Below are 6,897 nucleotides of genomic sequence, written 5' to 3' on the forward strand. Positions count from 1 at the left end.
TCGTCGTTTGTAGTGATAACTGCCTGTGTGCCGGCACATGCGCCGGCGCACTATTTCAGATCCGGATCTTACGTACCTTCGTTTTCGTGCGTGTAATTATAAATAATTGCGGTGGGCGGGCCGCGGCGCGTCCGCCGCGCCCCCCCAATTATTCATCTGTTTCTGTTCCGCCGCGCTTCTGTCCGGGGCGTTATCATGCCCCTGGCGCCGGCATCGTATTATGCCTTATACTTCGTGGCCCGCGTACAGGTCTTTGATCTTCGTCGCCAGGCCCGGGATCTTGCTTGTGGGTACGGCGCTGAGTGCCAGACGGATAGCCTTGGCCAGCGGAATGACGAAGATATTCTGATCGGACAGCTTTCCTGCCAGCGCCCCGGTTTCCTTGGCGGGTACGGTGGCGAAGAAGCCTGCCGTGTAGGGCAGTGTGTGAAGTCCCACGGACTTCGCTTCGGAAAAGAACATCTGCGCCCTCTTCTCCAGCATGATCCGGTAGGCCGTTCTCTCCCGTTCCACGGTCTCCAGGAGACCTTTGTCGCCCATGACCTCTGCCAGAAGCCGCTGAGCCCCTCTGGAGCCGTTGGACCAGGTGGCCCGGTTCGAGAAGGTGTTCACCTGCTCGAATTCGTCGGCCACAGCCCTGGACGGGGTCAGGCACAGCAGAGCGCCGGACCGCAGGCCATAGCAGAGGAAAGACTTCGACATGCTGAACGCGATGGCCACGAGAATGTTTTCAGGCAGCCCCTCGAAGTTCTTTAAAAATTCTCTGAGCTTGTGGGGATCGCCGGCGTAATCGATGTACGCCATATCCCACAGGATGATGATGCGTTTGCTGGTATCCCTGGCGCAGTCCCTGTAAAACTCCGTCACCTCGGCCCAGTCTTCGTTGGTCATGGAGTAGCCGGAGGGATTGTGGGCCGGTGTGTTGAAGATCGTCACCAGACTGTCCTGGACCTTCAGCAGTTCCACGGCCTTCTTTTTCAGGTCTTTTAGACTGAACTTCCCGGATTCGTCAAACATTTCATAGGTCTCCCATTTGCGGTCGACCTCGGTGGCCATCTCTCTGTACGGCCCCCAGTGCCAGACGGGGATCATGAAGGTGCCGCCCTGCTCCACATAGTTGAAGATGATGTGGTGGATGGCGCCGCTGCCGCCGGGAGTGGCCACGCCGGTGCAGTAAGTCCCTTCCGGCTGATGACCGCGGAACACGTATTCCTTTGCGGCCTTGATGAAGTCGCCCAGACCCTCGATGGGAGCGTAATCCATCAGCTCGTTTCCCGGCAGGCTCCGGTAGCAGGCCTCCACGGACGGCAGTGTGAGGAAATCGCCGTTCTCATCCTTGAGCACGCCCAGGGTAGCGTCGGTCACCTTGTCTTTTCCAAATTTAGCGATGGCAGAGCCCGCGCCGTGAGCGGAGCTGAAGCTGGGGTCCGGTTTCCCCTTTCCCACAGCGTGGGACGCGGTCATTGTGGTAATTGCCATTTGACTCTTCCTCCTCAGTCAGTGTATTTCACGATCAGAGCGTCCACTGCGCACACGCCCTGTCCCTCGGGATAAACAAATACGGGATTCAGGTCCATTTCCTTGATCTCGTCGCGGTGCTCGTAGGCGTAGTCGGAGATCTTCACGATCATGTCCGTCAGCGCCTCCACATCGCAGGGCTCGGAGCCCCGGAAGCCTGTGAGCATCTTGTAGGACTTGAGCTTTTTCAGCATATCGCCCGCTTCTTTTTTATTCATGGGAGCCGGGTACAGCGCCGCGTCCTTGAATACTTCCACAAACACGCCGCCCATGCCCACCAGCACCATGGGTCCGAACTGCGGGTCGTTGGTGACGCCGATGATCATCTCCACTCCGAAGGGCGCCATTTCCTGGATCAGCACGCCGTCTACGGCTGCGCCGGGCATGCGCTCCGACACGTTTTTCAGGATCTCGCGGTAAGCCTCGACCGCTTCTTCTCCGTCGCCGATATTCAGCTTTACGCCGCCCGCGTCGGTCTTGTGGAGGATCTCCGCGGAATTGATCTTCAGGACCACTGGTTTCTTCATCTTCTCCAGAGCGTCCCTGACCTCAGCTTCGCTTCGGGCCACGGTCTGCGCTGGAACGGGGATACCGTAGTTCCGCATCTCGTCCTTGCTGTCCGATTCGGAAAGGGCTGCGGTTTTGTGTGCGTCATGGACCCGGGGCACGCTGGAGAGTAGCGTTCTTTCCCCGGCGTCGTATGCACCGAAGGCAGCGATCTGTTTCAGACAGTGAAAGGATGTGCCCATAGAGGACATCAGCGGTACGCCGGCGTCTTCCAGAATCCTTCTGGACTCCCGACAGCGGTATCCCTCCAGCGATGGTATAGCAAAGACCGGCTTTGTGACTCCCTGCCGCTTTGCTTTGGCTATGGCGCCGCACAGCTCTGCCGTGGTGGCGTCCGAGTCTTTCTTAACGTTGGTCCCCACGGTGATGGCCGCCACCGCCGGGTCGGCCTGAAGGGCCTTCAGCAGTCCGATGGTCTTGTCGTCGTCGTGGAACAGGTTGGTGGTCGCGTCCAGCGGGTTCTTCGCCACCGCGAAGCCCGGTATGTATTTCTGCATCTCAGCCTTTGTTTCCTCGGAGATCTCCGCCAGATCCACGCCGATCTCCTCGGCCAGGTCCGCGCTGAGGGTGCTCTCTCCGCCGGAGAAGCTGATGACCGCATACTCCTTCTTCGCAGGGAAGTTGCCTCTGAGAACGCTCATGGTCTGCGCCAGACACATGAATTCCTCCAGGGTCTCCGCCACCAGTACGCCGTACTTTTCAAAGATGCTCATGAAGGTCTTGTTGGATCCGGCCATACTTCCCGTGTGGGAAGCGGCCGCCAGGGCTCCTCTGGCAGAGCGTCCGGCCTTGAGGATGACCACGGGCTTTTTCAGCTCGGCGGCCTTGCGCAGCGCTTCCACGAAGCGGGCACTGTTTCTGACGCCTTCCAGATAGAGGGCTACCACGGAGACCTTGTCGTCCTCCACCACGAACTCCAGAAATTCTTCCAGAGTCACGATATTGCCGTTTCCGGAGGAAATGGCGTAGGACACGTTGAAGAAATCAGTGTTGAGGATCTCCGCGGAGACGAAGCCGCTCTGGGCCACGATGGCGATGCCGTGGGCGTCGTCCTCCAGATCCCAGTAGGTGTGGCCTCCCCAGAGGTTCACCTTGTCGATATTGTTCAGCATTCCCATGCAGTTGGGACCCAGCACGCTCATGTCGTATTTCGCGGCGATCTCCTTCACCTGCCGTTCCAGCTCTTTTCCCTCTTCCGTTCCCTCTTCCGAGAATCCGCTGGCGTAGATCACAGCCGCCTTGATTCCCTTTTGCCCCGCCTCTTCCATCAGGCCGGGCACGGTGGCGCAGGCGGTGCAAAGGACCGCGCAGTCTACAACCTCCGGCAGATCCGTGATGGAAGGATAGCATTTCTTTCCAAACAGTTCATCCCGCTTCGGATGGACGAAATAGGCCCGGTCGGCGATCCTGCTGTTGACGGCGCCCATGGCGGCCCCCCGTCCAAAGCCGGGCTTGTCGGTCACGCCGATGACGGCGATGCTCTTTGGTTTGATCAGTTTTTCCAGATTCATACTGTTCCCCCTTTACACGCCGTCGTAGCCTTCCATGAAAGCCGCCTCGTTCATGTCGGCGTACTTTCCTTTTCCCTTTTCAGTGAAAATCTTGCGCAGAGCGGCCTTCGCCTGCTCCGGTGGAAACAGCCCGCACTTCTTGATCATGGCGCCGATGGCCACGATGTTGGCGGCCTTCGGATTGTTTACTTTCTGCGCCAGCGTCAGGCACGGGATGCGGATCACGTCATATTTTTCGTCGATCTTCACATCGTCGTCCACGTGGTCGCTGTTGATCACGATCAGCCCGCCGTCCTTCATCAGAGAAGCGTACTCCAGGGACGGCTGGTTCATGGCCACCAGAATGTCGATCTCCTCCATGTCGGGGCCTCCGATCATGCCGTCCATGTATTTTACGACGCTGTAAGCTTTTCCGCCGCGCATTGTGGGGCCGTAAGCGGGCATCCAAGTCACATTTTTTCCTTCTTCAAGGGCCATTTCCGATACGATAAGCCCTGAGGTCAGCACTCCCTGACCGCCAAATCCGGCAAATACGATTTCCATACTTACTCCCCCTTTCTTTCCTTCAGCGCGCCCAGGTTGTAATACGGCACCACTTCTTTTTCGATCCAGTCCACCGACTGCTTCACGCTCATTCCCCAGTTGGTGGGACATGGGCACAGGACCTCTACCAGGGAATAACCCTCGCCGGAGAGCTGAGCCTCGATGGCGTCTCTCACGTAGCCCTTCAGGCGGTTGATCTCCTTGGCGCTGTGCACGGAACCCCGGGCCACATAGGCCACGTTCGGGAACTCCGCCACGATCTCGGGCACCTTGATGGGCAGGCCCGTCTCGTCTGTATTGCGCCCGTGGACGCTGCTGGTGGTCACCTGACCGGGCATGGTGGTCCAGGACATCTGGCCGCCGGTCATGGCGAAGTTGTTGTTGTTCACCACAAATACGGTAATGGGTTCGTTGCGGTAAGCCGCGTTCAACGTCTCCGCCAGGCCGATGACGTACGCGTCGCCGTCGCCCTGATAGGCGATGGAGAGCAGATCTTTTCTCGCTACCTTGACTCCTGTGGCTGTGGAAGCGCCTCTTCCGTGGGCGCACTGGATCTTGTCTCCGTTCCAGCTGGAGTTCATGTTGCAAGAACATCCTACACCCAGAGTCAGTATGGTCTTATTTTCAAACCCCTTTTCCTGGATCACTTCCGCGATAAGCCGATTTAAAATACCGTGGCCGCATCCCGGACAGAAGGAGTTCGCAATGCTTACCATCGTTGGCGTCGTCTTTGTAACTGCCATTTAGAACACCTCCTTTTCCTGGCCGGCTATGACCCTCTCACAAAATTCCGTGATCTCCTTCGTCTTGGGGATCTTCTGTCCGCTGAACAGCCCGTAGACAGGGATATTGGTCTCAAATTCTTTTTTAGCGGCCAGCGCCACGTCCTCGATCAGCTGACCGGCGTCTGTGGATTCCACGGAGATGAACGCCTTCACATTGCCTTTCGCTTCCTTAAACGCGTTGTAGGGGAAGGGCCACACGGTGATGGGCCGGATCAGGCCGGCCTTCTGTCCCTTGGCTCTCAGCTGATCCACGGCGTTTCTCGCCGTTCTGGAGGGAAGCCCGAAGGCTACGAATATGTATTCCGCGTCCTCCACCTGATAGCTCTCCCAACGCTGCTCCTCGGCCGCGATCCGTTCATACTTTTCTTTTACCATTCTCGGTTTATCCGGATTGGCGATCCTGCCGTGGGGCCGGTTCGTTCCGTCGAAGGTCCAGCCCAGATCCTCGGTGCGCTCCTTGAATTCGGGGAATTCGACGGGTTCCATCATCTGGCCCAGGGCCGCCTCGGAGAGGATCTCCACAGGATTTCTGTATTTCTCCGCCAGGTCGAAGACCTCGTACATGAGGTCTACCGTTTCCTGAATGCTGTTGGGCGCCAGGACGATGACTCTGTAGTCGCCGTTTCCGCCGCCTCTGGTATCTCTCAGGTAGTCAGTCTGCGCCGAATCCAGCGTTCCCAGGCCGGGCCCCCATCTCTGTACGTTGACCAGAACGGAAGGATAGTTGTTGGCGCAGAGGTAGGCGATGCCTTCCTGCTTCAGCGAAAATCCGGGGCCGGAGGAACTGGTCATGGACCTCATTCCACAAGCGTAGGCTCCATAGATCATATAAACAGCGGCCATCTCATTTTCAGCCTGCAGAAACTTTCTCCCAAGCTCCGGCATTCTGGCTGACAAATACTCGCTCACCTCCGTCTGAGGTGTAATGGGATACCCCGCGTAAAACTGGCAGCCGGCTCTGAGGGCCGCCTCGGCAATCGCGTGATTGCCCTTCCACATTTTTTTCATAACTCTCACTCCTCCGACTTTTCGCTACTCGCTGATTTCAAATACGTTGTCCGGACAGACGGTGTAGCAGAGACCGCATTTCGTGCATTTCCCGTCGTCGTGCTCCACATAATCGTACCCGTCTGCGTTCAAGTTTCCGCTGAGCTTCAGCGCCTTCACCGGGCAGGTAAAAATGCAGAACCCACAGCTCTTGCACCTCTCCGTGTTCAAACAAAGCGTCGCCATAACCTTTCGTTCCTCCCTCCTGGAATAGACCTGTATGACATGAATCCTTCCGCGTGTGAAATTTTTGTTTCACATCACATTTCATTTTGAAATATTAATTTCACAATCACATTCTACCATTAAATATATTTTTGTCAACAGGGATTATATTTAATATTTATAATTATCAGAAAAATAAATTTTTGCAAAAATAGGCGGTATATCGGCTAAAAATACCCGTTTTATGGTTAAACCCTAAAATAATTTTCTTCAATATAACTTTTGGCCGAAATGTAGCCGCCCCGTCATTTGAAAATTTCTGAAAATTATCCGGTAATTTTTTTTACAAAATTCGCGGTGCTTCTGGTCAGAGACGGCGACGCGGGATTATCCACCGATGAGAGTATGTACTGAAAGTTGCGCCGTGTTGATCCACCGATGAGAGTATGTACTGAGAGTGGCGCCGTGTTGATCCACCGATGAGAGTATGCACTGAGAGTGGCGCCGTGTCGATCCACCGATGAGAGTATGTACTGAAAGTTGCGCCGTGTTGATCAACCGATTCCCGGGAGCGGCAGGCTGATTTTTCGGCGGACGGCAGGCTGCTTCCGGGCGGTGGGCTGGTTCCGGGCGGCAGGCTGCTTCCGGGCGGCAGGCTGCTTCAGAGCCTGTCTCTTATCCACCTCTTGATGTGTATAAGAGACCGCGGGTTATCCGGATTGGAGATCCTGCCGTGGGTCCGGGTCGTTCCGTCGCAGGGC

The 6,897-nt window shown here is 56.5% G+C and carries 6 protein-coding genes; all 6 read right to left on the minus strand.

Features of this window, described 5'->3' with window-relative positions; genetic code table 11:
- Positions 1–225: 225 nt before the first annotated feature.
- The 6 genes from E0E37_RS17690 to E0E37_RS17715 are packed head-to-tail and all read right to left on the minus strand — an operon-like array spanning position 226 to position 6,157.
- Entirely contained in the window at positions 226–1,479 is a 1,254-nt protein-coding gene (locus E0E37_RS17690) for a pyridoxal phosphate-dependent aminotransferase (protein WP_130864295.1), read from the minus strand.
- Positions 1,480–1,493: 14 nt separating this feature from the next.
- Entirely contained in the window at positions 1,494–3,596 is a 2,103-nt protein-coding gene (locus E0E37_RS17695) for an acetate--CoA ligase family protein (RefSeq protein ID WP_130864296.1), read from the minus strand.
- A gap of 12 nt (positions 3,597–3,608) precedes the next feature.
- A complete protein-coding gene (locus tag E0E37_RS17700) occupies positions 3,609–4,139 on the minus strand; it encodes a 2-oxoacid:acceptor oxidoreductase family protein (RefSeq protein WP_130864297.1) in 531 nt (176 codons plus the stop codon).
- A gap of 2 nt (positions 4,140–4,141) precedes the next feature.
- Positions 4,142–4,882, minus strand: coding sequence for a thiamine pyrophosphate-dependent enzyme (locus E0E37_RS17705; RefSeq protein ID WP_130864298.1), 741 nt, complete (start codon positions 4,880–4,882; stop codon positions 4,142–4,144).
- Positions 4,883–5,932 carry a 3-methyl-2-oxobutanoate dehydrogenase subunit VorB gene (vorB, locus tag E0E37_RS17710; protein WP_130864299.1) on the minus strand — a complete coding sequence of 350 codons (1,050 nt, stop codon included), beginning with the start codon at positions 5,930–5,932 and terminating at the stop codon, positions 4,883–4,885.
- A gap of 24 nt (positions 5,933–5,956) precedes the next feature.
- Positions 5,957–6,157 carry a 4Fe-4S binding protein gene (locus tag E0E37_RS17715; RefSeq protein WP_130864300.1) on the minus strand — a complete coding sequence of 67 codons (201 nt, stop codon included), beginning with the start codon at positions 6,155–6,157 and terminating at the stop codon, positions 5,957–5,959.
- Between the last annotated feature and the right edge of the window lie 740 nt (positions 6,158–6,897).

Source organism: Bacilliculturomica massiliensis (assembly GCF_900605495.1).
GTDB lineage: Bacteria > Bacillota > Clostridia > Peptostreptococcales > Anaerovoracaceae > Bacilliculturomica > Bacilliculturomica massiliensis.